Source organism: Paenibacillus sp. 01T442 (genome assembly GCF_056398345.1).
Window position 1 is genome coordinate 1 of record NZ_JBFTPF010000231.1, and the last position, 365, is coordinate 365.

The window sequence follows — 365 nt, forward strand, 5'->3', positions numbered from 1 at the left end:
CATAATAATGTTAAAGAAATTTCGAAATCATTAGCAAATCAATTAATGTATTATTTAAACCTCTCACAATCTGAAATTGACGAATTCGAACACATAAAGATTTTTTCTCACTATCTCTTTTTGTCTACTACCGATGCTACTATAATTTATCCTGAATTAGCTAAATATTTAAATCCAATACTACATAATAGATATACAATTACTGAATAAAGACCGAAACTGCACATCAGACAAAAGAATTACCTCTAACCAACTTAATTATTTAAAACTAAATTTGAAAGAGTTCCTTGGAAATGAAAGCACGATTTTATATCAAGAAAAAAGGTAGCATATAAAAAAGGAAAAATGGAACGCGATATATTTAC

General features: G+C 26.8%; 1 protein-coding gene. It reads left to right on the top strand.

Annotated features, from left to right (window positions below; translation table 11 throughout):
• Nucleotides 1–210: hypothetical protein (locus AC1DLM_RS35585; RefSeq protein WP_477572644.1), on the top strand; the 210-nt coding region annotated here is incomplete at its 5' end.
• Nucleotides 211–365 lie beyond the last annotated feature (155 nt).